This is a genomic window from Nocardioides sp. LML1-1-1.1 (genome assembly GCF_040676175.1).
Classification (GTDB): Bacteria; Actinomycetota; Actinomycetes; order Propionibacteriales; family Nocardioidaceae; genus Nocardioides.
Genome location: NZ_JBEGHK010000003.1, coordinates 1 through 23,488, shown reverse-complemented (window position 1 = coordinate 23,488; position 23,488 = coordinate 1). Strand labels below are relative to the sequence as shown.

At 72.7% G+C, this 23,488-nt stretch carries 19 protein-coding genes, 1 tRNA gene and 1 rRNA gene; 13 read left to right on the top strand and 8 right to left on the bottom strand.

Translation table 11 applies throughout. The features are described 5' to 3' along the window. The first annotated feature begins 1 nt into the window (after position 1). The 5 genes from MRBLML1_RS11140 to MRBLML1_RS11120 all read left to right on the top strand — a co-directional run bounded on the left by MRBLML1_RS11140 (position 2) and on the right by MRBLML1_RS11120 (position 6,291). On the top strand, positions 2-2,224 hold the full coding sequence (locus MRBLML1_RS11140; protein ID WP_364515728.1) for an acyl-CoA dehydrogenase: 2,223 nt from the start codon (positions 2-4) through the stop codon (positions 2,222-2,224). Continuing rightward, the gene (locus MRBLML1_RS11135; protein ID WP_364515725.1) at positions 2,224-3,363 is read left to right on the top strand and encodes a CaiB/BaiF CoA transferase family protein; all 1,140 of its coding nucleotides are present in this window, start codon (positions 2,224-2,226) and stop codon (positions 3,361-3,363) included. Before MRBLML1_RS11140 ends, MRBLML1_RS11135 begins: the two co-directional genes overlap by 1 nt. Continuing rightward, positions 3,360-5,075, top strand: coding sequence for a GMC family oxidoreductase (locus MRBLML1_RS11130; RefSeq protein ID WP_364515722.1), 1,716 nt, complete (start codon positions 3,360-3,362; stop codon positions 5,073-5,075). Before MRBLML1_RS11135 ends, MRBLML1_RS11130 begins: the two co-directional genes overlap by 4 nt. 72 nt (positions 5,076-5,147) lie before the next feature. After that, a tRNA-Val gene (locus MRBLML1_RS11125) sits at positions 5,148-5,219 on the top strand. Positions 5,220-5,292: 73 nt separating this feature from the next. Continuing rightward, complete coding sequence (locus MRBLML1_RS11120; RefSeq protein ID WP_364515719.1) at positions 5,293-6,291, top strand: hypothetical protein; 999 nt, start codon at positions 5,293-5,295, stop codon at positions 6,289-6,291. A 165-nt stretch (positions 6,292-6,456) separates the two neighbouring features. Here the strand turns inward: MRBLML1_RS11120 and MRBLML1_RS11115 are convergent, their stop codons facing one another. Genes MRBLML1_RS11115 through MRBLML1_RS11105 form a run of 3 tightly spaced genes read right to left on the bottom strand, consistent with a single transcriptional unit; the run spans position 6,457 to position 9,040 of the window. Beyond that, a complete protein-coding gene (locus MRBLML1_RS11115) occupies positions 6,457-6,960 on the bottom strand; it encodes a peroxiredoxin (RefSeq protein ID WP_364515717.1) in 504 nt (167 codons plus the stop codon). Beyond that, positions 6,957-8,588, bottom strand: coding sequence for an AMP-binding protein (locus MRBLML1_RS11110; protein ID WP_364515714.1), 1,632 nt, complete (start codon positions 8,586-8,588; stop codon positions 6,957-6,959). The genes MRBLML1_RS11115 and MRBLML1_RS11110 overlap by 4 nt, the downstream gene beginning before the upstream one ends. A gap of 23 nt (positions 8,589-8,611) precedes the next feature. Then, positions 8,612-9,040 carry a DUF3052 domain-containing protein gene (locus MRBLML1_RS11105; RefSeq protein ID WP_414691243.1) on the bottom strand — a complete coding sequence of 143 codons (429 nt, stop codon included), beginning with the start codon at positions 9,038-9,040 and terminating at the stop codon, positions 8,612-8,614. Positions 9,041-9,234: 194 nt separating this feature from the next. Here MRBLML1_RS11105 and aceE point away from each other — a divergent pair, with 194 nt between their 5' ends. Further along, complete coding sequence (gene aceE / locus MRBLML1_RS11100; protein WP_414691242.1) at positions 9,235-12,048, top strand: pyruvate dehydrogenase (acetyl-transferring), homodimeric type; 2,814 nt, start codon at positions 9,235-9,237, stop codon at positions 12,046-12,048. A 218-nt stretch (positions 12,049-12,266) separates the two neighbouring features. On the opposite strand, the gene MRBLML1_RS11095 is transcribed toward aceE, so the two are convergent. Next, positions 12,267-13,229, bottom strand: a complete 963-nt coding sequence (locus MRBLML1_RS11095; RefSeq protein ID WP_364515712.1) for an alpha/beta fold hydrolase — start codon at positions 13,227-13,229, stop codon at positions 12,267-12,269. Positions 13,230-13,364: 135 nt separating this feature from the next. Here MRBLML1_RS11095 and MRBLML1_RS11090 point away from each other — a divergent pair, with 135 nt between their 5' ends. The 6 genes from MRBLML1_RS11090 (at position 13,365) to MRBLML1_RS11065 (ending at position 19,815) form a co-directional block, all read left to right on the top strand. Next, a complete protein-coding gene (locus tag MRBLML1_RS11090; RefSeq protein ID WP_364515709.1) occupies positions 13,365-14,549 on the top strand; it encodes a PucR family transcriptional regulator in 1,185 nt (394 codons plus the stop codon). Between the two features lie 78 nt (positions 14,550-14,627). Beyond that, complete coding sequence (locus tag MRBLML1_RS11085; protein ID WP_364515706.1) at positions 14,628-15,827, top strand: acyltransferase domain-containing protein; 1,200 nt, start codon at positions 14,628-14,630, stop codon at positions 15,825-15,827. Next, positions 15,824-16,819, top strand: a complete 996-nt coding sequence (locus MRBLML1_RS11080) for a beta-ketoacyl-ACP synthase III (RefSeq protein WP_364515703.1) — start codon at positions 15,824-15,826, stop codon at positions 16,817-16,819. Before MRBLML1_RS11085 ends, MRBLML1_RS11080 begins: the two co-directional genes overlap by 4 nt. A gap of 39 nt (positions 16,820-16,858) precedes the next feature. Continuing rightward, complete coding sequence (locus MRBLML1_RS11075) at positions 16,859-17,104, top strand: acyl carrier protein (RefSeq protein ID WP_364515700.1); 246 nt, start codon at positions 16,859-16,861, stop codon at positions 17,102-17,104. A gap of 21 nt (positions 17,105-17,125) precedes the next feature. Continuing rightward, on the top strand, positions 17,126-18,376 hold the full coding sequence (locus MRBLML1_RS11070) for a beta-ketoacyl-[acyl-carrier-protein] synthase family protein (protein ID WP_364515697.1): 1,251 nt from the start codon (positions 17,126-17,128) through the stop codon (positions 18,374-18,376). After that, positions 18,376-19,815, top strand: coding sequence for an acyl-CoA carboxylase subunit beta (locus MRBLML1_RS11065; protein ID WP_364515694.1), 1,440 nt, complete (start codon positions 18,376-18,378; stop codon positions 19,813-19,815). Before MRBLML1_RS11070 ends, MRBLML1_RS11065 begins: the two co-directional genes overlap by 1 nt. A gap of 71 nt (positions 19,816-19,886) precedes the next feature. Here MRBLML1_RS11065 and MRBLML1_RS11060 read toward each other — a convergent pair whose 3' ends face one another. Together MRBLML1_RS11060 and MRBLML1_RS11055 are read right to left on the bottom strand one after the other, a co-directional pair. Continuing rightward, positions 19,887-20,384: a DUF3145 domain-containing protein gene (locus tag MRBLML1_RS11060; RefSeq protein WP_364515691.1), complete on the bottom strand. Its 498-nt coding sequence runs from the start codon at positions 20,382-20,384 to the stop codon at positions 19,887-19,889. Positions 20,385-20,585: 201 nt separating this feature from the next. After that, positions 20,586-21,515, bottom strand: coding sequence for an alpha/beta fold hydrolase (locus MRBLML1_RS11055; protein ID WP_364515689.1), 930 nt, complete (start codon positions 21,513-21,515; stop codon positions 20,586-20,588). 56 nt (positions 21,516-21,571) lie between these two features. Between MRBLML1_RS11055 and MRBLML1_RS11050 the strand changes: the two genes are divergently transcribed. Next, positions 21,572-22,288 carry a hypothetical protein gene (locus tag MRBLML1_RS11050; protein WP_364515686.1) on the top strand — a complete coding sequence of 239 codons (717 nt, stop codon included), beginning with the start codon at positions 21,572-21,574 and terminating at the stop codon, positions 22,286-22,288. Position 22,289: 1 nt separating this feature from the next. On the opposite strand, the gene MRBLML1_RS11045 is transcribed toward MRBLML1_RS11050, so the two are convergent. Both MRBLML1_RS11045 and rrf read right to left on the bottom strand, forming a co-directional pair. Further along, positions 22,290-23,270, bottom strand: a complete 981-nt coding sequence (locus MRBLML1_RS11045; protein WP_364515683.1) for a tetratricopeptide repeat protein — start codon at positions 23,268-23,270, stop codon at positions 22,290-22,292. A 99-nt stretch (positions 23,271-23,369) separates the two neighbouring features. After that, a 5S ribosomal RNA gene (rrf, locus tag MRBLML1_RS11040) occupies positions 23,370-23,486 on the bottom strand. Between the last annotated feature and the right edge of the window lie 2 nt (positions 23,487-23,488).

Here is a 23,488-nt window from a genome sequence, read left to right as displayed (position 1 = left end):
GATGGCACGCCAGTCCTACGAGCTCGGCCTCGGGCTCACCGAGGAGCACGTCGACCTGGCCCAGGCGGTCGCCGACCTCGCCGAGAGCCTGGTCACGTCCGAGGTGGTGCGCCGCGACATCGACGGCGCCGGTGACGAGCGGCAGCCGAGCTTCTGGAAGGCGCTGGTCGACTACGACCTGCTCGGCCTCCACGTCGCGGAGCGGCACGGCGGGGCCGGCGGTGGTCTGCTCGACCTGGCGGTCGCGCTGGAGGCCCTGGGCCGGCACGTCGTACCGGGGCCCTACGTCCCGACCGTCCTCGCCTCCGCGCTGCTCCAGGCCGACGGCGGCGCGCAGGCCGACGAGCTGCTCCCCCGCCTCGTCGACGGTACGACGACCGCCGCCGTCGCGCTGGAGGCCTCCGGTGTCCCGGTGGCCGAGGGCGGCGCCGGACCGCTGCGGGTCAGCGGCACCTGGGAGGGCGTCCTCGGCGCCCACCACGCCGACGTCCTCCTGCTCCCTGTCGAGCGGGGTGGGGAGGTCGGGTGGGTCGTGGTCTCCCCCGACACGGTCAAGGTCGACACCCAGGACAGCGTCGACGTGGTGCGTCGCTCGGGCCGGGTCACTGCGGACGGCCTGGTCGTCGGCGAGGAGCGGCTGCTGGCCACGCTCGACGTCGAGCGGGCCCGCTCGATCGCCGCGGTCGTCCTCGGGGCCGAGGCCACCGGGGTGATCTCGTGGGCCGTCGCGGCCGCCGCGGAGTACGCCAAGATCCGGGTGCAGTTCGGTCGCCCGATCGGGCAGTTCCAGGGCATCAAGCACAAGTGCGCCCGGATGGGTGTCGACCTGGAGCTGGCCCGCGCCGCGGTGTGGGACGCCGCGGCCGCCATCGACAAGGGCGACGACAGCGCCGACTTCGCCGGCGGGGTCGCCGCCGCGCTGGTGCCCGACCTGGCGGTCGAGGTCACCCAGCAGTGCATCCAGGCGCACGGCGGCATCGGCTTCACCTGGGAGCACGACGCGCACCTGTACTACCGCCGCGCGCTCGCGATCCGCGGTGTGCTCGGCTCGCGTGAGGACCGCGTGCTGCGCGTGGCCGAGGCGGCCCTGGCCGGCGCCGGCCGCGCCATGGAGCTCGAGCTCCCGCCCGAGGCCGAGACGATCCGGGCCGAGGTCCGGGCCGAGCTCGAGGTCATCGGGGCGATCCAGGACGAGGACGAGCAGCTGGTCGCGCTCGGGGACGGCGGCTGGGTGCTGCCGTACTTCCCGAAGCCCTACGGCCGCGCCGCCGGCCCGCTGGAGCAGATCGTCATCGCCCAGGAGCTCAAGGCCGCGCAGATCCAGGTCCCGAGCCTGCTGATGGGCATCTGGGCGCTGGCCTCGATCGTGGGCCACGGCTCCACCGAGCTCCAGGAGGAGCTCGCGCTGCCGACCCTGCGCGGCGACATCATGTGGTGCCAGCTGTTCTCCGAGCCGGGTGCCGGTTCCGACCTGGCCTCGCTGCAGACGAGGGCGACGAAGGTCGACGGCGGCTGGCGGATCAACGGCCAGAAGATCTGGACCTCGATGGCCCAGTTCTCCGACTGGGGCATCCTGATCGCCCGCACGAACCCCACCGCGCCGAAGCACGAGGGCATCACGTACTTCCTGCTGGACATGAGCAGCGAGGGCGTCGACGTCCGTCCGCTGCGGGAGATGACCGGGTCCGCGCTGTTCAACGAGGTCTTCTTCGACGACGTCTTCATCCCCGACCGGTACGTCGTCGGCGAGGTCGATCACGGCTGGCAGGTCACCCGGACGGCGCTGGCCAGCGAGCGCGTCGCGCTCAGCCAGAAGATGGAGGCCTACGCCAACGACCGCGACCTGCTCCGCTTCGCCGGCAGCCACGACCTGTCGACCGTCGCGCGCTTCCGCCTCGGCGAGCTGCTCGCCGAGAGCCAGGCGATCGACGTCCTCGGCGCGCGGGTCGTGCTCAAGCAGCTCATGGGCGCCGACACCTCGACCACGTCCAGCGCGGGCAAGCTGCTCGCGATGGGCATCAGCCAGAAGATCGCGGAGTACATCGTCGCCGAGCTCGGGGTGGCCGGCTCGGTCGCCGTGCCCGGTGAGCGCAGCGACCACGCGATGGAGCAGCTCCTCGCCGGCCGGGCGACCACGATCTACGGCGGCACCACCGAGGTGCAGCTCAACGTCATCGGCGAGCGGATGCTCGGCCTCCCGCGCGACGCAGAGCCCCGCGGCTGATGCCGGGCCCGCTCGAAGGTCTCAAGGTCGTCCAGGTCGCGAGCCTGGCCCCGGCACCGTTCGGCTGCATGGTGCTGGCCGACCTCGGCGCCGAGGTGATCCGGGTGGAGCGCTCGGGCGGCGGCGACGCGCTCGCCGTCCCGTCCGGCTACCTCGACCGCGGCCAGCGCTCGATCTCCGTGGACCTCAAGTCCACCGAGGGGGTGGAGGTGCTGCTCGCGCTGGTCGAGGACGCCGACGTCCTCGTCGAGGGCTTCCGGCCCGGCGTGATGGAGCGCCTGGGCGTCGGCCCCGAGGAGTGCCTGCACCGCAACCCGAGGCTCGTCTACGCCCGGCTCACCGGCTACGGCCAGGACGGCCCGATGGCCGCGGCTGCGGGCCACGACATCAACTACATCGCGATGTCCGGTGCGCTGGAGCCGGTCGGCCGGGCCGGCGAGCGGCCCTACGCCCCGCTCAACACGGTCGCGGACTTCGCCGGCGGCGGCTTCCTGCTCGCGATCGGCGTGCTGGCCGCGCTCCAGGAGCGGCACTGGTCGCGCCAGGGCCAGGTCGTCGACGTGTCGATGGTCGACGGCTCCGCGCTGCTCACCACCTTCCTGCACGGCATGGAGAGCGCCGGGCTGTGGACCCACGAGCGCGGCACCAACTTCTTCGACGGCGGGGCGGCGTTCTACGACACCTACGCCTGCGCCGATGCCCGGTACGTCGCCGTCGGTGCCGTCGAGCCCCAGTTCTACGCGCTGCTGCTGGACCGTCTCGGCCTCGCCGACGCCGAGCTCCCGCACCCCTTCGACACCGACCGGGCCGAGGAGCTGCGCGCCGTCTTCGCCGAGCGCTTCCGGGCCCGGACCCGGGCGGAGTGGATGGAGGTCTTCGCCGACGTCGACGCCTGCGTCACGCCGGTGCTCTCCCCCTGGGAGGCGCACGAGCACCCGCACCACGTCGCCCGCGACACCTTCGTCGAGGTCGACGGGCGGGTCCAGCCGGCACCGGCGCCGCGGTTCAGCCGGACCCCGGCCGACGTACCGGCTCCGGCGCCGGACAAGCTCGGCGCCGACACCGACGACCTGCTCGCCGGGATCGGTCTCGACGCCGCCGCCATCGCCGACCTGCGGGCCCGGGGCATCGTCGGGTGAGCCGCCACTACGACGTCCTGGTCATCGGCTCCGGCTTCGGTGGCTCCGTCACCGCGCTGCGCCTGACCGAGAAGGGCTACTCCGTCGGGGTGCTGGAGGCGGGTGCGCGCTTCGCCGACGAGGACTTCGCGGACACCTCCTGGGACCTCAAGCGCTACCTCTTCGCGCCCGCGGCGGGGTGCTACGGCATCCAGCGCATCGACATGGTCAGCGACTGCCTGATCTTCGCCGGTGCCGGCGTGGGCGGCGGCTCGCTGGTCTACGCCAACACGCTCTACGAGCCGCTCGCGCCCTTCTACGACGACCCGTCCTGGGCGCACATCACCGACTGGAAGGCGGAGCTGGCGCCCTACTACGACCAGGCCAAGCGGATGCTCGGCGTCGGCGACTACCCCCGGCGCACCCCCGCCGACGAGGTGATGCTGCAGGTCGCCACCGAGCTCGGCGTCGAGGACTCCTTCCACCCCACCCCGGTCGGCGTCTTCTTCGGCGGACCGGGCCAGGAGCCGGGCAGCCCGGTCGAGGACCCGTTCTTCGGCGGCGCGGGGCCGGCTCGTCGCACCTGCACCGACTGCGGGGAGTGCATGACCGGCTGCCGCCACAACGCCAAGAACACGCTGGTCAAGAACTACCTCTACCTCGCCGAGCGCAACGGCGCGACGGTGCACCCGCTGACCACCGCCACCCGGGTCCGCCCGCTGGCCGGTGGCGGCTACCGGGTGGACGCACGATGGACGAAGGCCAAGCTGTCGCGTCGTACGGCCGTCACCAGCTTCACTGCGGACCACGTGATCTTCTCCGCCGCCGCCCTCGGCACGCAGAGGCTGCTGCACCGGCTCAAGGCCGAGGGCGACCTGCCCCACGTCTCCGACCGGCTCGGCCACCTGACCCGGACCAACTCCGAGGCGATCCTCGGCGCGATCTCGCCCCGCGGGGCCGGCGTCGACTACAGCCGGGGCGTCGCGATCACCTCCTCCTTCCACCCCGACGCGGTCACCCACGTCGAGCCGGTGCGCTACGGCAAGGGCAGCAACGCGATGTCGCTCCTGCAGACCGTGCTCGTCGACGGCGGGCCCGGCGTGGTCCGCCGCTGGGCCCGCGAGCTGGTCGTCAAGCTCCCCCAGCTCGCCACCTTCTACGACGTGCGGCACTGGTCGGAGCGGATCGTCATCGCGCTCGTCATGCAGGCGGTCGACAACTCGATCACGACCTTCCCGCGTCGTACGCCGTTCGGGTGGCGGCTGTCCTCGAAGCAGGGACAGGGCGAGCCGAACCCGACCTGGCTGCCCGCCGGGCACGACGTGGTCAAGCGAATGGCCCGGGTGATGAGCACCGACACCGCCGAGGGCTTCTACGGCGGCACCCTCGGTGAGCCCTTCGGCAAGCCCGGCACGGCGCACTTCATCGGCGGCTGCGCGATCGGGGACTCCCCCGCCACCGGCGTGATCGACCCCTACCAGCGGCTCTACGGCCACGACGGCCTGCACGTCGTCGACGGCTCCGCGATCTCGGCCAACCTCGGGGTGAACCCGTCGCTGACCATCACCGCCCAGGCCGAGCGCGCGATGGCGTTCTGGCCCAACAAGGGCGACGCCGACCCGCGGCCCGCCGTGGGTGCGGCGTACCGGACGGTGGCACCGGTCGCGCCGCGCCGGCCCGTCGTACCGGCGGCGGCACCGGGGGCGCTGCGGCTGCCGATCGTCGAGCGCTGATCGGCGGAGCGCGGGGGCCGGCCTCGGTTTGCGGCCGGACCGCTCGGTTTCGGTAGGCTGGGCCGGATTCTGGGGCGTATAGCTCAGCGGTAGAGCCCTTCGCTTACAACGAAGTGGTCGGGGGTTCGATCCCCTCTGCGCCCACCGGAGAAGGCCAGGCCCGGGGAGACGTGCGGGTCGCGTCAACCTTCGGGGCGGGCCACCTCGTCCCACGGTCATGAGGTCCATCACGAGGCACACGACCCTACGACGACGGACCGGCCTGCTGGCCGCGTCCCTGGTGGGAGCGCTCGCGCTGGTCGCAGCGCCCGCGATCGCCGGTCCCCCCACCGGTACGACGGCCGGAGCCCGTGCCGGCGACACCCAGGTCGCCTGGGTGTCGTCGGACGTCGTGCCGTCCCGGACCCCCGGGGTCGGCGCCACCGCCGAGGTCTCGGTCGGCTCCGACCTGAACTGGTACGACAGCCCGCCCGACGCGACCTTCGTCCTGCGCAACGCCCGCGGCGCCCGCGTCGACACCCGCACGGCCAGGGCCGAGTGCCCGCAGCGGAGCGACTGCTTCGGCGACCTCGACGAAGGCTCGGAGTACCGGTGGACCTGGAACGGGCGCCGGCCCGGCGGCGCGCTGCTCCCCGCCGGGCGCTACGTCCTCACCGCGACCCTGCCGGACGGCGCGGGCGGCACGACCACCCGCACCGTCGGCACGACCTGGATCCGGCACCTCGCGACCCTGCGGAGCGTCCGCCGGTGGACGCCGGCGCGGCAGGCGAGCTACGCGCGGACCGGACGGTGCTCGTCGGTCGCCGTCCCGGGCCGCTGGCCGGACTCGGTGGGCCTGCGCTCGCTCTCGCGCTGCCGCAGCACCGCAGGCACGGACGACCTCGCCGCACAGACCATGCGCCTGGTCGTGGACGGCGCCAGGGTCGAGCGGGTGGTCGCGTGGCGGCTCGACGCCTACGGCGCGCCGGCCCGCGCCGGGATGACCGCCACCCTGTGGGGCCTCACCCCGCGCGGGTGGAGGCGCTCGGCCGTGCTCGGCAAGGGCCTGCGCTGGCACAACGGCACCACCCGTCGTACGGCGCTGCGCTCGCGGTGGCTCGGCGAGGACCAGGCCCGGCGGCTGGTGGTGCACGCCCAGGCGCGGACGAGCGGCGGCAGCCGCTACGACGTCAAGGTCCTGCGCACGGTGCTGACCTACCGCGCCTGGGTGCGCTGAGCGCCCGGGCCAGGGGCGGGACGAAAAAGAGTTGAACCGCCGGCGTCTCGGGTCACCAGCGGTTCAACAAGTAGAACTCTAGCCGCCATCTCCGCGCCATCCAACTCTTCCGCGGAAATTGGTTGAAAAATGATCCAGATGGACTAGGCGCACCCACCCGAAGGACTAGGCCTCCCCCGCGTGGCGCAGCGCACCGAGCAGGTCGTCGAGGCTGCGGGCGGCCGGCTTGGGGTGGTGGACGGACCAGACGAGGCGTCCGTCCTTCCCCACGACGTACGACGAGCGCTCGGGGCAGCCGACGGAGGCGTCGAAGACGCCGTAGTCGCGGGCGACCTCGCCGTGCGGCCAGAAGTCGCTGAGCAGGGCGAAGTTCAGCCCGTCGGAGTCGCTGAAGGCGCGCAGCGCGTAGACCGGGTCGCAGGACAGCGCCAGCACCTCGGTGTCGAAGGTGAGGAACTCGTCGAGGCGGGCCCGGATGCCGCCCATCTCGCCGGTGCACACGCCACTGAAGGCGTAGGGGTAGAAGACGAGGGCCACCGCCTTGCGCCCGCGGTACGACGACAGGGTGACGTCCTGCCCGAACTGGTCGCGCAGGGTGAAGTCGGGAGCGAGCCCGCCGAGCTCGATGCCGGTCGCCGTGCTGGCGGGTCCGGCCACGTCGGGCCTCACGCGTCCGGCTCGAAGGTGGCGAGCTCGCGCTTGAGCACCTTGCCGGTGGCGTTGCGGGGCAGCTCGTCGAGGAAGACGATCTCGCGGGGCACCTTGTAGCGGGCCAGGTTGGCCTTGACGAGGTCCTTGAGGTCGGCGTCGGTGACCTGCTCAGCGTCGGGCACGCGGACCACGAAGGCGCGCAGCCGCTTGCCGAAGTCGTCGTCCTCGACGCCGATCGCGGCGACCTCGGCGACCCCGGGGTGGCTGGCGAGGCAGTCCTCGACCTCCTTGGGGAAGACGTTCTCGCCGCCGGAGACGATCATCTCGTCGTCGCGGCCCTCGACGTAGAGCCGGCCGTCGGCGTCGAAGCGGCCGACGTCACCGGAGGACATCAGCCCGTCGACCATCTCCTTGCCGCCACCGCCGGTGTAGCCCTCGATCTGCAGGGAGTTGCCGACGAAGATCCGGCCGGACTCCCCCGTCGGCAGCGCGCGGCCGTCGGCGTCGAGGATCTTGACCACGGTCTGGTGCGGCAGCCGGCCGGCGCAGCCGGGGGCCTCGCGCAGGTCCTTCGGGTCGGCGATGGAGGCCCAGGCAACCTCGGTGGAGCCGTAGATGGAGTAGAGGTTGTCGCCGTAGCGGTCCATCCAGCGCACCGGGATGTCGCCCGGCAGCGCCGAGCCGGAGGAGGCGACGGCCTTGAGGTGCGGCAGCGGGTACTTGTCGAGGGTCTCCTCGGGCAGCGCGAGGATCCGCTGCAGCATCACCGGGATGACCGCGAAGGAGTCGCACTCGTGCTCGTGCAGCAGGCGCAGCGCGTCCTCGGGGTCGAACTTGCGGGTCAGCACGAGCGCGGTGCCGAGCATCATCGAGAGCTGGTAGTGCGCGAAGCCCCAGGTGTGGAAGAGCGGCGCCGCGACGTGGCACGTCCAGCCGCTCTTGAGGGGCATCCGGGACAGCAGCGAGATCGCCGCGGGCAGGCCGCCCTGGGGGCGCGGGGCACCCTTCGGCGTACCGGTGGTGCCGGAGGTGAGGATGATCGTGCGGCCCTTGCTGCCCGACGGCGCCAGGTCGCCGGTGTGCCCGGCCTTCGTCGAGGCGGCGATGATCCCCTCGAGGCTGTCCGCGCCGGGCTCGCCGTCGGTCCAGCCGAGCACGCGGTCCTCGATGTCGGCGGCGCCGAGCAGGCCGGTGAACTCCTCGTCGTGGACGACGACGCGCGGCTTCTCGCGCGCGATCACCTCGGCCAGCTGGGGGCCGGCGAAGGCGGTGTTGAGGTAGAGGACGTCGGCGCCGAGCTTGCTGATCGCGACCGAGGCCTCGATGAAGCCGCGGTGGTTGCGACACATCACCGCGACGCCGTCACCGGGCTTGACGCCCCGCGCGGCGAGGCCGTGGGCGAGCGCGTTGGTGCGCGCCTGCAGCTCGGCGAAGGTGAGCGAGCCGCGCTCGTCGATGATCGCGGTCTGCTCCGGCATCCGCAGCGCGATGGTCTTGAAGCCACCCGCCGGGGTGGTGCTCCACTGCCGCAACGCGTTGGCCATGCCCCCCAGCACGACCGGGGAGTAGGGCCGGACGATGCCGGACTCGGTCAGGATCCTCAGACTCGTCCCGGCGTCCTTGACCCGGCTCGCGATCTTGCCCATGGCCCCTATCCAACCTGATCCGGTCAGGCGATGGTCTTGGGTGCCACCAGGCGAGTCGCCGCCCAGTCCTTGCTGACCGTCGCGGCCGTGGTCTGCGCGAGGCCCGCGATGGGGGCGGCCTCGGCGATGTCGGCCGCGTCGACCGCGCCCGGGCGGCCGATCTTGGGGGTGAGCAGCCAGATCACACCACCGCCGACGAGGTCGGTCAGGGCGTCGACCAGCCCGTCGACCAGGTCGCCGTCGTCGGCCCGCCACCACAGCAGGACGGCGTCGACCACGTTGCCGTAGTCACCGTCGACGAGGTCGCCGTCGATGGCGTCCTCGAGCGCGACCCGGAGGTCGTCGTCGGTGTCGTTGTCCCAGCCGAGTTCCTGGACCACCGACCCGGCTTTGAGACCCATCCGCTCGGCGGGTCCGGTCGGGGTGGTGCCGCCAGGGGCGGTCGAAGTCACGGTGCGTCCTCCAGGGTTCTCGGGTACGACGAAGCCCCCGCATCCGCGCGGGCTGGGCCCTAGTCCAGCGGAGTCAGGGGGCGGGGCGCAACCCTCGGGCCCGACTCGGGGTGCCGCGCACCGCCTCGATGACCACTCCTCGGGCTACTCCTCGGTAGATTTCCCGCCCTGGATTCGAGTGGAAGGATGGCGGGGTGACCTCCGACACCCCCGATGCCACAGCCTCCGGCCCCACCCCGGCCGCCCGTCCCGCCTCGGTCATCCACGAGGGCCTTCCCACGCAGCTGCCGGACATCGATCCGGACGAGACGAAGGACTGGATCGACTCCTTCACCGCCCTCGTCGACGAGCGCGGCCGCGAGCGTGCGCGCTACGTGATGCTGCGCCTGCTGGAGAGCGCGCGGCAGAAGCAGGTCGGCGTGCCCGCGCTGCGCAGCACCGACTACATCAACACCATCCCGCCCGAGCGCGAGCCCTGGTTCCCCGGCGACGAGGACGTCGAGCGCCGGATCCGCGCCTTCCTGCGCTGGAACGCCGCGGTGATGGTCTCCAGCGCCAACCGCAAGGGCCTGGAGGTCGGCGGCCACATCGCGACGTACCAGTCCTCGGCGAGCCTCTACGAGGTCGGCTTCAACCACTTCTTCCGCGGCAAGGACCACCCCGGCGGCGGCGACCAGCTCTTCATCCAGGGCCACGCCTCCCCGGGCATCTACGCCCGCGCCTACCTCGAGGGCCGGCTCACCGAGGAGCAGCTCTTCCGGTTCCGCCAGGAGGTCCAGCACGGGCCCGGGGCCGGCCTGCCGTCGTACCCGCACCCGCGGCTGATGCCGGACTTCTGGGAGTTCCCGACGGTCTCGATGGGCCTGACCGGCATCAACTCGATCTACCAGGCGCGCTTCAACCGCTACCTGGACAACCGCGGCATCAAGGACACCGGCGACCAGCACGTGTGGGCCTTCCTCGGCGACGGCGAGATGGCCGAGCCCGAGTCGCTCGGCGCGATCCGGATCGCTGCCCGTGAGGAGCTCGACAACCTCACCTGGGTCATCAACTGCAACCTGCAGCAGCTCGACGGCCCGGTCACCGGCAACGGCAAGATCATCCAGGAGCTGGAGGCCAACTTCCGGGGCGCCGGCTGGAACGTCATCAAGGTCGTGTGGGGCCGCGAGTGGGACGCGCTGCTGGCCCGCGACGTCGACGGCGTGCTCGTCAACCAGATGAACGCCACCCCCGACGGCGCCTTCCAGACCTTCTCGGTCGAGAGCGGCGCCTACAACCGCGAGCACTTCTTCGGCCCCGACCCGCGGCTGCGCGCGATGGTCGAGCACATGACCGACCGGCAGATCGAGAAGCTGCCGCGCGGTGGCCACGACTACCGCAAGGTCTACGCCGCCTTCGACGCCGCCACCAAGCACGTCGGCCAGCCGACGGTGATCCTGGCCCACACCGTCAAGGGCTGGACCATCGACGCACTGGAGGGCCGCAACGCGACCCACCAGATGAAGAAGCTCACCCAGGACGACCTCAAGAAGTTCCGCGACCGGCTCTACCTGCCGATCAGCGACCGCGACCTGGAGACGGCGTACGACGCCACCGGCACCGCGCCCTTCTTCCACCCCGGCGCGGACTCCCCCGAGATCGAGTACATGCTCGAGCGGCGCCGCCAGCTCGGCGGCTCCCTGCCCAGCCGGCAGGACCGCTCGACGATGCTCACCCTGCCCGGCGACAGCACCTACGCCGAGCTCAAGAAGGGCGCCGGCAGCCACAAGGTCGCCACCACGATGGCGGCGGTCCGGCTGCTCAAGGACTGGATGAAGGACCCGGGCATCGGCAAGCGCCTGGTCCCGATCGCGCCCGACGAGTACCGCACCTTCGGCATGGACGCGATGTTCCCCTCGGCCAAGGTCTACGACCCGGCCGGGCAGACCTACGAGTCCGTCGACCGCAACATGCTGCTGCAGTACAAGATGTCGCCGCAGGGCCAGATGCTGCACGAGGGCATCTCCGAGGCGGGTGCCATGGCCTCGGCGATCGCGGCCGGGTCGTCGTACACCACCCACGGCGAGCCGATGATCCCGTTCTACATCTTCTACTCGATGTTCGGCTTCCAGCGCACCGGCGACTCGATCTGGGCGATGGCCGACCAGCTCGCGCGCGGCTTCCTGATCGGCGCCACCGCCGGCCGGACGACGCTCACCGGCGAGGGTCTCCAGCACGCCGACGGGCACTCCCCGCTGATCGCGGCGACCAACCCGGCGGTCGTGCACTACGACCCCGCCTTCGGCTACGAGGTCGGGCACATCATGCGCTCGGGCCTGGAGCGGATGTACGGCGCCAGCGAGGCCCACCCGCGCGGCGAGGACGTCATCTTCTACCTCACCGTCTACAACGAGCCCGTCGCCCAGCCCGCCGAGCCGGAGGGCCTCGACGTGGCCGGCCTGCTGAAGGGCATGTACCGCGTCTCCGAGGCCCCGAGCGCGGACGGCCCGCGGGTGCGCCTGCTCGCCTCCGGTGTCGGCTTCCCGTGGGTCGTCGAGGCCGCGAGGATGCTCAGTGAGGACTGGGGCGTGCAGGCCGAGACCTGGTCGGTCACCTCGTGGAACGAGCTGGCCCGCGACGGCGTCGCGACCGGCAAGTGGAACCTGCTCCACCCGGACGAGGCGCACCGCACGGCGTACGTCACCCAGGCGCTGGGCGAGGGCGACAACGCGAACGCGCCGGTCGTGGCGGTGTCGGACTACATGACCGCCGTGCCGCTGCAGATCGCGCCGTGGGTGCCCGCCGACTACCGGGTGCTGGGCGCCGACGGCTTCGGCTTCGCCGACACCCGTCCGGCCGCGCGGCGCTACTTCCAGGTCGACGCCCCGTCGGTCGTCGTGCAGGCCCTGGCCGCGCTGGCCGACGCCGGCGAGATCGACCCGGGCCGGGTCAAGGACGCGCTGGAGAAGTACCGGATCGACGACCCGACGGCCGTCGCCGGCGTGCAGCAGGAGGGCGGCGACGCCTGAGCGTCGCCGCACCACGAGAAGGGCGAGGGGAGGAGAGGTTCCCCTCGCCCTTCGTCGTCGTCAGCGACCGGCCGCCTGGCTCGGCGGCGCGACCAGCGCCGTACCGGCACCGACGATGCCCGTGGTGAGACCCACCACGGTCACGACGCTGCCGAGGACCATCCGCCAGGACACCCGATCGCCTCTCACACGAGAGAGACACCGCCCGGCGGCTCTGCTTACGCGGGTGCGACCGCCGGGGTGAGCGCGGTGGCCGGGGCGGAGGCGCCGGAGGTGAGCATCCGGCGGAAGCGGGCCCGGTTGTACGTCGCCGGCTCGGTCGTGCTCACGAAGTCGTCGAGGATCCGGGCGAACTCCTCCGGATGGTTCTTGTGCGGGAAGTGCCCGGCGTCCTCCAGCACCTCGACCCGCACCTCCGGCGCCAGCGCCGCGGCGTTGCTCGCGTGCCGCACCGGGATCACCTGGTCCTCGCGGCCCCACACCACCGCCATCGGCATCGCGTCGCTGAGGTAGGCGCGGTCGGACATGGTGACGATCTGGCCGCGCCAGTCGATCACGGCGCGGACCAGGTGGCGGATCGCGAAGCGCGTGCGCCGGTCCTTCCACGACTCGACGATGTCGGCGACCTCGTCGAGGTCGCGGGTGACCTTGCGCAGCGGGCCCAGGTCGCCGTACTGGTGGGCGGTGCGGAGCGCGAAGGTCTCCAGGTGGCGCACACCGGGCAGGGTGAGCGCGCCCATCACCCGGAACCAGCCGGGGACCTGGATCAGCTTGATCAGCGGGGTGACGTCGGGGCCGAGGCCGCCGGTCGAGACCAGCATCACCCGCTGGGTGCGCTCGGGGAACTGGTAGGCGAACTGCATCGCCACGCCGCCGCCGAAGCTGTGCCCGACGACGGTCACCTTGTCGATGCCGAGCACGGTGAGCAGGTCGCGCATGCCGTTGGCGTAGCCGCCGAGGGTGTAGTCGGCGCGCGGCTTGTCGGACAGGCCGTGGCCGAGCAGGTCGGGGGCGATGACGGTGTACTTCTTCGCCAGCTCGTCGATCACCGGCGTCCACGTCGTGTGGTCGCAGGCCAGGCCGTGCAGCAGCAGGAGCGCGGGACCGCTGCCCTGCTTCACGAAGGCCCGGCGCTTGCCGTGCAGCGTGACGAACTGCACCGCGTGCGTCGTTTCCGCCATGGCGGCTCCCCCTCGCCGACGTGCTAGCAGGCGCTTGCTCCTGCTAGCGGGTGGTGCACGATTCAACCACGCACCGGCCCGGCGCGACAGCACCCGTCCGGATCCTTTCCGCCGCCCGGGTCCTACGCTGGGGCCATGTCCCCCACCGGCCCGGCTGCCCGGGAGAGCGCGACCCAGCAGCTGCGCGCCGCGACCGGCTCGCTCAGCACCGCCGCGGTCGCCCGGATGGAGGCCGACCTGGCGTGGTTCCGCGAGCTGGGCGCCGAGGAGCGCTCCTGGGTCGGGATGATCGTGCAGGCCGGTGTGCAGGGATTCGTCGACTGGTTCTCCGGCGGCGGCGGCTCCGACCCCGCCGACAACGAGGTGGTGGTGCAGGTCTTCGGTGCCGCGCCGCGCACCATGGCCGGTGCGGTCGACCTCCACCAGACCGTCGACCTGATCAAGCTGACCATCGACGAGGTCGAGCGCAACGTCCAGCTGCTCCTGGAGCCGGACGTGATGGCCGAGGTGCACGCCGCGGTGCTCCGCTACGGCCGCGAGGTCGCCTTCGCCACCGCCGAGGTCTACGCCCGGGCCGCCGAGGTCCGCGGCCGCTGGGACGCCCGCCTGGAGGCGCTCGTCGTCGACGCCGTGCTCCGCGACGAGACCGACGAGTCGGTGCTCTCCCGCGCGAGCGCGGTCGGCTGGGCGGCGCGCGGCGAGGTCGCGGTGGTCGTCGGCACCGCCCCCGCGGAGGCCGCCTGGGCGCAGGCCGGGCTCTTCGACGCCGTACGACGGGCGGCCCGCGAGCGCGGCCTGGACGCCCTCTGCGCCGTCCAGGGCCACCTGCTCGTGGTGATCCTCGGCGGGGTGAGCACGCCGGAGAAGGACGCCGCCGCGCTGCTGGAGGTGTTCGGCGAGGGCGCCGTCGTGGTCGGCCCGGTCGCGACCGACCTGGCCCAGGCGCACGTGTCGGCCAGCGTCGCGCTCGGCGCCCTGCGCGCTGCGGTCGGCTGGCCGGACGCGCCGCGACCGGTCTCGGCCCACGACCTCCTGCCCGAGCGGATCCTCGCCGGGGACGACGAGGCGCGGGTGGAGGCCGTCGAGCAGCTCTACCGTCCGCTGACCGAGGCTCGCGGCGAGCTCGTGGAGACCCTGGTGGCCTACTTCGCCCACGGCGGCGCCATCGAGGCGACTTCCCGGGCGCTGTTCGTGCACGCCAACACCGTGCGCTACCGGCTCGGCCAGATCGGCGACCTCACCGGGCTCACCCCGTCGGTCCCGCGCGACGCGCTGGTGCTCCAGCTCGCGCTCGTGCTGGGGCGGCAATCCCACTTGTAGGACTCCCACAAAGGCATCGCACGAGATTCGTCGGCGGCGGATGCGCGATCGGGTCCCCTCGCCCGGCAGTCTGGATCCGTGCTCGTGATCGTGGCCCCCGGACAAGGGGCACAGACCCCCGGTTTCCTCTCGCCCTGGCTGGAGGACCCGACCTTCGCCGCGCGGATCGACTGGCTCTCCGCCGTTGCCGGGCTCGACCTCGCCCACTACGGCACCGCCGCGGACGAGGCGACCATCCGCGACACCCAGGTCGCCCAGCCGCTGCTCGTGGGCTCGGCGCTGGTGACCACGCTGCAGCTCTACCCGCACCCGGCGGACGCCTACCGCGGCCTCGGCGCGGTCTCGGGCCACAGCGTCGGTGAGATCACCGCCGCCGTCGGCGCCCGGGTGATCACGGCCGAGCAGGCCATGGTCCTGGTCCGCGAGCGGGGCAGGGCGATGGCCCAGGCCGCCGCGGTCACCCCGACCGGGATGACCGCCGTCCTCGGCGGCGACCGCGAGGAGGTGCTGGCCGCGCTCACGCAGCACGGCCTCACCCCCGCCAACGACAACGGCCCGGGCCAGATCGTCGCCGCCGGTACGACGGAGCAGCTGGCCGCCTTCGCCGACGCGGCCCCGAAGGGCGCCCGCCTGCGGCCGCTGTCGGTCGCGGGGGCCTTCCACTCCGTGCACATGGCCCCGGCCGTCGACCACGTCGCCTCGCTGGCCCGCTCCGTCTCGACGCACGACCCGCGCACCCGGTTCATCTCCAACACCGACGGCACCGTCGTCCACGACGGCCGCGAGGTGCTGCGCCGGATCGTCGGCCAGATCGCCCGCCCGGTCCGTTGGGACCTGTGCCTGGAGACGATGGCCGACATCGGCGTCACCGGCTTCCTGGAGATCCCGCCCGCGGGCACCCTGACCGGCATCGCCAAGCGCTTCTTCCGCGACCGCGGGATGAGCGTGGAGACCTTCGCGCTCAGCACGCCCGACCAGCTCGACGACGCCCGCGCCTTCTGCGAGCGGCACGGCGAGCCGTCCACGATGGAGTCCAGCCCCACCTGGCGGATGGTCGTCTCCCCCGCCAAGGGCGTCTTCCACCGCTCCGAGGAGGCCGCCGACGCCGACGTGCTCGGTGCCGGCGTCACCATCGGCGACGTCGCCAGCCTGCGTGACCGGATCGCGGTGACCGCGGCCCACGGCGGCCAGGTCGTCGAGTGGCTCGTCGAGGACGGCGACCCGGTGGCCCCCGGCCAGCCGCTCCTGCGCCTCTACCCCGAGGTCGTCCCGGCGTGACCACCCTCCAGGTCGAGACCGGCGCGACGTACGCCGCGATCCTCGGCGTCGGCGCCTACCGCCCCGCGCGCGTCGTACCGAACTCCGAGGTCGTGGACGCGATCGAGTCCAGCGACGAGTGGATCCAGCAGCGCTCCGGCATCAAGACCCGCCGCTTCGCCGGGGACGACGAGACCGTCGTGTCGATGTCGGTCGCCGCGGCGCGCACCGCCCTGGAGCGCGCCGGCATCGACGCCCAGCAGGTCGACGCCGTCGTCGTGGCCACCGTCAGCCACCTGCTCCAGACCCCGTCGGCCGCCACCGCGATCGCCCACGCGCTGGGCACGAACCAGCCGGCCGCCTTCGACATCTCCGCCGCCTGCGCGGGCTTCTGCCACGGCGTCGCGCTCGCGCACGACATGGTCCGCGGCGGGAGCGCCGGGCACGTGCTCGTGATCGGCGTGGAGAAGCTCTCCGACATCACCGACCCGACCGACCGCGGGACGGCGTTCATCTTCGCCGACGGCGCCGGCGCGGTCGTCGTGGGACCGTCCGAGACCCCCGGCATCGGCCCGGTCGTGTGGGGCTCCGACGGCGAGCACTACGACCACATCCGCACCCCCGACCTGCGCGACGTCCTCGCCGAGGGCACCGGGATGCCCTTCCTGTCGATGAAGGGCAGCGAGGTGTTCCGCTGGGCGTCGTACAGCATGGCGAAGGTGGCCCAGCAGGCCCTGGACCGCGCCGGCGTCACCGTGGACGAGCTCGACTGCTTCGTCCCGCACCAGGCCAACAACCGGATCACCGACGCGATGGCCCGCACCCTGCGGCTGCCCGACACGGTCAAGATCGCCCGCGACATCGTCGACGCCGGCAACACCTCCGCGGCCTCGATCCCGCTGGCCCTGGACCGGATGATCGCCGACGGCGACGCGAGCTCCGGCGACGTCGCGCTCCTCATCGCCTTCGGTGCCGGCCTGGCGTACGCCGCCCAGGTCGTCATCGTCCCCTGACCCCCGAAGTTCCGCCCACCCACACCCTGGAGAAGAAGAATGAGCACCGAAGAGATCCGCAGCGCCCTCGCCGACATCGTCAACGAGGTCGCCGGCATCCCCGCCGACAGCGTCCAGCTCGACAAGTCGTTCAGCGACGACCTGGACGTCGACTCCCTGTCCATGGTCGAGGTCGTGGTCGAGGCCGAGGAGAAGTTCGGCGTGACCATCCCCGACGACCAGGTCAAGAACCTGAAGACCGTCGGCGACGCCGTCGCCTACATCGAGCGCAACCGCGCCGCCTGATCCGGACGGAGACCTTCAGCCATGTCGCGCACCCGAGTCGTCGTCACCGGCCTGGGCACCACCAGCCCGCTCGGTGGCGATGCCACCAGCACCTGGGAGGGCCTGCTCGCCGGTCGTTCGGGGGTACGTCACCTCGGCGACGTGGCTGAAGGCCTCCCCGTCACCATCGGCGCCCCGGCGGCCGTGGACCCCACCGAGGTCCTCGACCGGGTCGTCGCCCGCCGCCTCGACCGCTCCTCGCAGCTCGCGCTGGTCGCGGCGCTCGAGGCCTGGTCCGACTCCGGCCTGGACGCCGTGCAGGAGTCCGGGGACCTCGAGGGCGAGCGCTTCGGCGTCGCCTTCGCCTCGGGCATCGGCGGCGTGCAGACCCTGCTGTCCAACCACGAGACGCTGCTGGAGAAGGGGCCGCGCCGGGTCTCCCCGATCGCCGTACCCATGCTGATGGCGAACGCCCCGGCCGCCACCATCAGCCTCAAGCTCGGTGCCCGCGGCCCGGTCAACACCCCGGTCTCGGCGTGCGCGTCGGGCAACGAGGCCATCTCGCTGGCCGTCGACCAGATCCGGCTCGGCCGGGTCGACGTCGCCATCGCCGGCGGCACCGAGGCCGCCATCCACCCGCTGCCGATCGCGGCGTTCGCCAACATGATGGCGCTGTCGAAGAACGACGGCGACCCCACCACCGTCTCCCGCCCCTTCGACACCGGCCGCGACGGCTTCGTGCTCGGTGAGGGTGCCGGCGCGCTGGTCCTGGAGTCCCTGGAGCACGCCCAGGCCCGCGGCGCCCGGATCTACGCCGAGGTGCTCGGCGCCGGCATCACCGCCGACGCCCACGACATCGCCCAGCCCGACCCGGCCGGCCGCGGCGGCGCCCGCGCGATCCGCCTCGCGGTGCAGGACGCCGGCGTCGCGCCCGCCGACATCGCGCACGTCAACGCCCACGCGACGTCCACCCCGCAGGGCGACGTCGCCGAGTCGCTGATGCTGCACGCCGTCCTCGGCGCGCACGCCGGCGAGCTGGTCGTCTCGGCCACCAAGTCGATGACCGGCCACCTGCTCGGCGGTGCCGGCGCGCTGGAGGCCGTCGCCACCGTGCTCGCGGTCCACCACCGCACCGCGCCGCCGACGATCAACCTCGACGAGCAGGACCCCCAGGTCGAGCTCGACGTGGCGACCAAGGTCCGCGACCTGCCGATCGGCGACATCGCGGCGATCAACAACTCCTTCGGCTTCGGCGGCGCCAACGTGGCCGTCGTGTTCGGCTCGGTGGGCTGATGACCGCCACCCAGACCACCCCCCAGGCCACCAAGCCGCCGCGCGAGGACGACCCTCGTCACCCGCTCAAGCGGCTCGGTGCCCTCCTCGATCCAGGGTCACTGGAACTCCTCCCTACCGGTGACCCTGACTGCGGGATGATGGCCGCGACCGGCACGGTCGACGGCGCCCGCGTGGTCGCGTTCTGCTCGGACGCGACCGTCATGGGTGGCGCGATGGGCAACGACGGCTGCAGCGTCGTCGTCGATGCCTACCACCGCGCCCTCACCGACCGCATCCCGATCATCGGGCTGTGGCACTCCGGTGGGGCGCGTCTCGCCGAGGGCGTGCTCTCCCTGCACGCCGTCGGCCGGATCTTCGAGGTGATGACCGCCGCGTCCGGCGTCATCCCCCAGGTCTCGGTGGTGCTCGGCCCCGCCGCCGGTGGTGCGGCGTACGGCCCGGCGCTGACCGACGTGGTGATCCTCGGCCCCGAGGGCCGGATCTTCGTCACCGGTCCCGAGGTCGTCCGCTCCGTCACCGGCGAGGCCGTCGACATGCTGCGCCTCGGCGGCCCTGAGCCGCACGGGCGTCGTTCCGGTGTCGTGCACATCGTCACCACCACCGAGGACGAGGCGCTCGCCAAGGCCCGCGCGGTCTCGGTGCTCGTCGGCGCGCAGGGCCGGCTCGACGCGGAGGCGGTCGAGGACCGCGACCTCGCCGCGATCCTGCCCGAGTCCCGCAAGCGGGCCTACGACGTGCACCCGCTCGTCGACGGCATCCTCGACCCCGACACGGCGGTCGAGCTGCACGCCGGCTGGGCGCCCAACATCGTCACCGCCCTGGGCCGCCTCGGCGGCCGCAGCGTCGGCGTCGTCGCCAACAACCCGCTGCGCCTCGGCGGCTGCCTGGACTCACCGTCGGCGGAGAAGGCCGCGCGCTTCGTGCGGATGTGCGACGCCTTCGGCATCCCGCTGCTCGTCGTCGTCGACGTCCCGGGCTACCTGCCCGGTGTCGGCCAGGAGTGGGACGGCGTCGTACGACGGGGGGCGAAGCTGCTGCACGCCTTCGCCGAGTGCTCGGTCCCCCGGGTCACCCTGGTCACCCGCAAGTCCTACGGCGGTGCCTACATCGCGATGAACTCCCGCTCCCTCGGCGCGACCCGGGTGTTCGCCTGGCCCGGCGCCGAGATCGCGGTGATGGGGCCGCTGGCCGCCGTCCGGATCCTGCACCGACGCCGGCTCGCCGAGGTGGCTCCCGAGCTGCGCGACCAGGTCGAGGCCGAGCTGGCCGCCGAGCACGAGCGGATCGCCGGCGGTGTGGAGCGTGCCGTGGAGATCGGCGTGGTCGACGAGATCGTCAGCCCGCAGACCACCCGCACCGCGCTCGCCGCAGCGCTGCTCGCCGAGGTTCGCACCTCCGGCGTACGACGCGGGCAGCACGGCAACATCCCGCTCTGACCCGCGGCACCGAACGCACGGAAGGCCCCGGCGCAACCGCGCCGGGGCCTTCCGCTTCGTCCAGGGGCAGGTCAGACGACCTGGTGCAGCCAGCGCACGGGGGCGCCCTCGCCGGCGTGCCGGAAGGTCTCCAGCTCGTCGTCCCAGGGCTTGCCGAGCAGCTTGTCGATCTCGATCTCCAAGGTCACCTCGCCGAGGGCCGCACGGACGACGGCGGCCTTGAGCCGGTCCTCGGGGATCATGATGTCCCCGTGGATGCCGGTCACGGCGTGGAAGACGCCGAGGTCGGGGGTGTAGGAGTAACGCGCACCCTCCGTCGACGACGTCGGCTCCTCGGTGATCTCGAAGCGCAGGTGGTTCCACCCACGCAGCGCGGAGGCCATCTCGGCCGCCGCACCGACCGCACCGGTCCACGAGAACTCGGCACGATAGCTGCCCGACTGCGCGGGCTGCGGCGTCCAGTGAGGGTTCACGGGTACGCCGAGCACGCCGCCCACCGCCCACTCGATGTGAGGGCACAGCGCGGACGGCGCAGAGTGGACGTAGAACACGCCCCTGGTGGCACTCATGCTTCCGGTCACGACAACTCCTCGACTTCTCCCCTACCTCCGACGCGAGATGCGCCTTCCCCAGCGGTCTCCTCGGAAGTGGGTCGTGGTCGCGGGACGCACGGTCACCGTCACCATGAATGACATCTGTGTGGTTGTGTACCCATTGTTACCCATGGGGCGGCAGGACACCAGTGGTTCGCCGGTGTGTCCTGGCTGACGTCAGCCGCCCGTGACACCCAGCCCGAGCAGCTCGTCCATCACCTGCTGGGCGATCCCGAGGCCGCCGAGGTGGCTCTCCCCGTCGATCGTGGTCATGGTGGCGTCCGGGAGCCGGTCCACGCAGTGCTGGCCGTGCCGGAAGGGCACGATGTGGTCGTCGTCGCCGTGCCACCACCGCACCGGCACCCGTACGTCGTCCAGCCGGAATCCCCAGTCCCGGGTGAACAGGATCAGGTCCGAGAGCGGCGCGGAGGTCTGGAATCGGCTGCCGTTCAGGAGGTCGTCGAGGAACATCGCCTTGAACTCCGGGCGCCCCAGCAGGTTCTTGTCCCCCGGCGGCTGCACGGCGGCGTACAGGTCCAGCGCGGGGCCCGCCAGCGGCTTCACGCTGCGGATCGCGCCGGTCAGCGCCACCCCCAACGGCACCCGGGTGGCGGCCAGCAGCGGCGCGGCGTGCACCGCGAGCTGGATGATCCCGCCCGCGGCCGCGTCCGCGCCCCGGGTCGGGGCGACGCCGCCCAGCACGCCGACGCCGCGCACCCGGTCCGGCAGCGCCGCGCCGGCCGCGAGCGCGTACGGTCCCCCGCCCGAGAGCCCGATCACCCGCAGGTCCTCCACGGCCAGCGCGTCGAGCAGCAGGGCGAGGTCGGCGGTCCAGTCGAGCACGTCCGGGTAGAGGTACGGCGTCGAGGAGCCGATCCCCGGGCGGTCGATCCCGATGATCCGCAGGCCCGCCTCCTCGGCGTACTGCCGGGCGTCGACCGGGATCTGCCGGCGGGCGCCGGGGGTCCCGTGCATCCACACCAGGGCCGGCCCGCGGGGCGAGCCGTACTCGGCGAAGCTCAGCCGCCGGCCGTCGCGCACGGCCACGCTGCCCTCCAGCGTGGGCCGCTTGGGCTGCGCGGGGCCGCGGCGTGCGGGGAGACTCATGAACCGGAGTGTGGCAGGTGCCCGGCGCCCCCGTCGCGGTGTCCTAAGGTTCGACCATGACCGACCAGGACGGCGCCCTGCGCAAGCCTCCGCTCCCGCGGATCTCGCTGCAGTCGCGCGGGTGGCGCATCGTCATCGGCCTCGCCGGGCTGCTGCTGCTCGTGGGCTGGCTGGTCTGGTACGCCATGACCCCCGAGAAGCTGCCCACCGACAGCCGCACGATCAGCGCGAGCGGCGTCGTCGACACCCCGCTGTACGTCGGCATGTTCGCCGCCGGCGACGACTTCGACCGCACCCTGCGGATCTCCGGGGTCAAGGTGCACACCACCACCAGCGCGAAGCTGTCGGTCACCCCGCTGCTGTGCCGCCGCGGCACGGTCGGCGTCACCACCCGTCCCGAGCAGTTCTGCTCCGACCTCGTCGACCCCGAGGGTCAGCGGCTGGTGGCCGGCGACTCGATCGTGCTGAAGATCGAGTCGGGCGAGGCCGCGGTCGCGGTCGTCGACCAGATCGAGATCGCCTATCGCGAGGACATCCGCTGGGACACCCAGCCGGCCGGTGCCGACAAGGCGATCATCACGATCACCGGGCGCCCCGACGCCGAGCCCGGCGACGGGAGCACCGGCGTCCCCTCCGAGACGCCCGGCACGACGCCGTCCGGGACGCCGACGAGCACCCCGTCCGGGACGCCCACGGGCACGCCGTCCGGGACGCCGACCGGCATCGCGTCCGGCAGCCCGAGTGGCGCCCCCACCGGGAGTGCCACTCCCTGACTCAGGAGCGGTCGACCCGCTTCTCGAGCGCCTCGGCCCGCTCCGCGGCGTCGGTCATCTCCTCGGCGTCGATCGCGTTCGTCTTGTGGAACCAGGTCAGCGCGTCGTTGAGACGGTCCGCCGCCTCGAGCGTGTCGGCGTAGGCGTAGCGCAGGCGCACCACCCACGGCTCCCGGCTCTTGCTGTTGAGCGGGGAGACCTCCAGCGTGCGCAGCGCGGCGTCCAGCTGGCCCAGGTCGCGCCGGGCACCGGCCTCGACGATCGTCATCTCGGCCTTCGCCGACGACGGGAAGCCCGCCACCGACGGGCTCTTCGCCAGCTCGAGGGCACGGGTCGGGTTGCCCAGCGCACGGTGGCAGTCCGCCATGATCGGCAGGTACGCCGTCGCGCCGTTCATCCGCTTCGCCGCACGCAGCTCCGCGAGCGCCTCGGCGTAGTGGCCCGACGCATAGGCCGCCTCACCCACGGCCTCGCGCACGACCGCGATCCGCGCGGCGCGGGCCTTGGCCGCCAGCGAGTGCTGGTACGCCGTCTCCGGGTCCTCGTCGACCAGCTGGCCGGCCGCGGCGAGGTGCCGCGCGACGCGCAGGGAGAGCTTCTCCGGAAGGCTGCGGAGCTGGGCACGCACCTGCGGGCTCAGCTCGGCTCCGGTGATCTCCTCGGGCAGCGGCGGGCCGTCGTAGATGGCCTGCTCGACGGTGCGCTCACGGCGCTCCGGCGTGCCGCCGATCCGGCGTTCGCTCGAACCGCCACCGGACTTCCCACCCGGCTTGCCACCGGTGCCGGGCTTGCGCCGCTCGGAGGACGGCTTGCGGTCGCCGTCCTTGCGCTCGTAGGGCTTGCGATCACGATCGGAGCGGCCACGGGACGTCCCGTCACCTCGCGACGCGTTGCTCTTGCGCGGGCCACCCTGCCGGGGCCCGCCCGACCGGGAACCACCGTCCCGGGATCCGCCGTCTCGGCGTCCTCGCTGCTCTGCCACGTCCGTGCACCTGCTCCGTCTGATCGCTATTGAGGTAGAAGTCTGTCTGCAAAACACAGTAGAGGCCACCCTCAAGGGGTGGCCTCTACTGGAATGTTTGTCCGGCGGCGTCCTACTCTCCCACAGCCTCTCGGTTGCAGTACCATCGGCGCTGGCAGGCTTAACTTCCGGGTTCGGGATGGGACCGGGTGTTTCCCTGCCGCTATGGCCGCCGTAAC